Consider the following 1,380-nt stretch of genomic DNA (forward strand, 5'->3'; position numbering starts at 1 on the left):
TCCATCGACCGTCGTATCACCATCGGCAGCCAGTTCACCACCTGGGATTGCTATACTATATGCGCCTGCGCCATCTATGGTTCCCGTATAATCAGTGCCGTTTACTGTTAGAGTTACCGTATCTCCGGAGTTGAAGTCGCCACTTACCGTTCCAGTTACATCTATATTGTTAGCTGCCTCTGCTGCATTCAATACATTATCGGCCGTGATATCATCGATTGCCAGTACAGGGACCGGGGCTGTCGTATCTACCGAGTATACTTGCGTGTCGGTTGCAGTTCCTACATTACCTGCGGTATCCGTTATCGTTACACTTCCATCTACCGTCGTATCACCATCGGCAGCCAGTTCACTACCTGGGATTGCTATCGTATAAGTTCCTGCGCCATCTACAGTTCCGGTATAATCGGTGCCGTTTACTGTTAGCGTTACCGTATCTCCAGAGTTGAAGTCCCCACTTACGGTTCCAGTTACATTGACGTTCCCTCCTGCTTCCGCAGCGTTCAATACATTATCCGCCGTGATATCATCGATCGCCAGTACAGGGACCGGGGCGGTCGTATCTACCGAGTATACTTGGGTGTCGGTTGCGGTTCCTACATTACCTGCGGTATCCGTTGTCGTTACACTTCCATCTACCGTCGTATCGCCATCGGCGGCCAGTTCACTTCCCGGGATTGCTATACTATATGCGCCTGCGCCATCTATAGTTCCCGTATAATCGGTACCGTTGACCGTTAAGGTTACCGTATCTCCGGAGTTGAAGTCGCCACTTACCGTTCCGGTTACATCTATATTGGTAGCAGCCTCTGCTGCATTCAATACATTATCGGCCGTGATATCATCGATCGCCAGTACAGGGACTGGGGCCGTGGTATCTACCGAGTATACTTGGGTGTCGGTTGCGGTACCGATGTTTCCATTGGTATCTGTGGTAGTCACACTTCCATCGACAGTCGTATCGCCATCGGCAGCCAGTTCACTACCTGGGATAGAAATACTATATGCACCTGCGCCATCTACGGTTCCCGTATAATCGTTACCATTGACCGTTAAGGTTACCGTATCTCCGGAGTTGAAGTCGCCACTTACCGTTCCAGTTACATCTATATTGGTAGCAGCCTCTGCTGCGTTCAATACATTATCGGCCGTGATATCATCGATATCCAGTACAGGGACCGGTGCGGTCGTATCTACAGCATATGTTTTGGTTTCCGTTACCGTTGCGCTGTTTCCGGCGGCATCCGTAGTGGTCACACTTCCATCGACCGTCGTATCACCATCGGCAGCCAGTTCACCACCTGGGATTGCTATACTATATGCGCCTGCGCCATCTACAGTTCCCGTATAATCGGTACCGTTGACCGTTAAGGTTACCGT

Annotated in this window: 1 protein-coding gene; it reads right to left on the bottom strand. The window is 50.6% G+C overall.

The window, feature by feature from the left end; translation table 11 throughout:
• Positions 1-1,380 (bottom strand): Ig-like domain-containing protein (locus tag H9565_RS19995; protein ID WP_215442145.1); only part of this gene is annotated, 1,380 nt, incomplete at both ends.

It is taken from the genome of Zobellia russellii, from assembly GCF_018728565.1.
Lineage (GTDB): Bacteria > Bacteroidota > Bacteroidia > Flavobacteriales > Flavobacteriaceae > Zobellia > Zobellia russellii.